The organism is Okeania sp. SIO2F4 (assembly GCF_010672385.1).
Lineage (GTDB): Bacteria > Cyanobacteriota > Cyanobacteriia > Cyanobacteriales > Microcoleaceae > Trichodesmium.
In genome coordinates, this window is record NZ_JAAHGT010001484.1 from 1 (window position 1) to 1,109 (window position 1,109).

The following is a 1,109-nucleotide window of genomic DNA, read 5'->3' on the forward strand; positions in this document are numbered from 1 at the left end:
TAAGTAGGTAGGCACGAAAAAATCAAACTATGTAAAGATAAGTAAATACGGAAAGTTGATCTATCAAGGTGATTTTTTTATGGGCGCTCGTTTCAGGATTTTTCTCACTCGTGAGCAAGACCAAAAACTACTGAAGCTTAGAACTGAGGATGTACCACAGAAAGTCAAAGACCGAGCACAGGTAATCAGGCTCAATGCCCATGGCTGGTATGTCGAAAAAATAGCAGCTCACTTTAACTGGAGTTCACAAACACTCACAACAGTATTGCATAAATGGCAGAAACTAGGCTGAGAAGGACTTTGGGACCGACCAGGGCGAGGGGGAAAACCAAAGTGGTCTCAAGAAGATATAGTCTTTCTAGAACAATGCCTAACAAAAGAGCAACGTACATATAACTCTGGCCAATTAGCGAAAAAATTAGCTAGCGATCGCCAAATAAAATTGAGTCGCGATCGCTTAAGACGGATACTCAAAAAAAGGGGGTCCTAAGCGAAAAGAACAAGAAAAAGCCACAAAGGGAAACAAGATCCAGAAGTAAGAGCGATCAAGCAGGCTGAGTTAGAGATGCTGGAGCTATCTGCTGCAACAGGAGAAATAGACCTGAAATATTTGGATGAATCAGGTTTTTGTATGTGGAGTGAGCCGAGTTACACATATTACCAACGTGGAGAACAAAAATGCCAGGAACAGACAAAGCGCCGTGGTCGTAGACTAAGTATTATTGGGCTGTTTCAGCCTTTAATCAGCTTTGTTTATGGCCTAGTTATTGGTGGTGTCAATTGCAAATCTTACATCCAGATGATGGAGCCAGAAGCTCAAGAAGCAGAAAAATTAGGACGTATGAGAGTAATAGTACTTATACATATTTTTTCTGCCTAAATATTGTTCTGAGATGAACCCAATTGAATTGGAGTGGCAACATTTGAAACAAGATGAATGATCGCGACAGATGTTTGACGATGAGTTAGATCTTGCTTATGCAGTCATGGATGGAGTGATAGGGAGGGGAGAAAGAGGACAATACAGTACAGAACGTATTAAATTTAACTCTTGAACTTTAATGTAACTTTTCGTTACATAGTGAGAAATTTTCCCGCCGACCTACTTA

The 1,109-nt window shown here is 40.5% G+C and carries 1 pseudogene; it reads left to right on the plus strand.

Features of this window, described 5'->3' with window-relative positions:
- Window positions 1-79 precede the first annotated feature (79 nt).
- Window positions 80-941 (plus strand): annotated as a pseudogene (locus F6K22_RS41385) (IS630 family transposase).
- Window positions 942-1,109 lie beyond the last annotated feature (168 nt).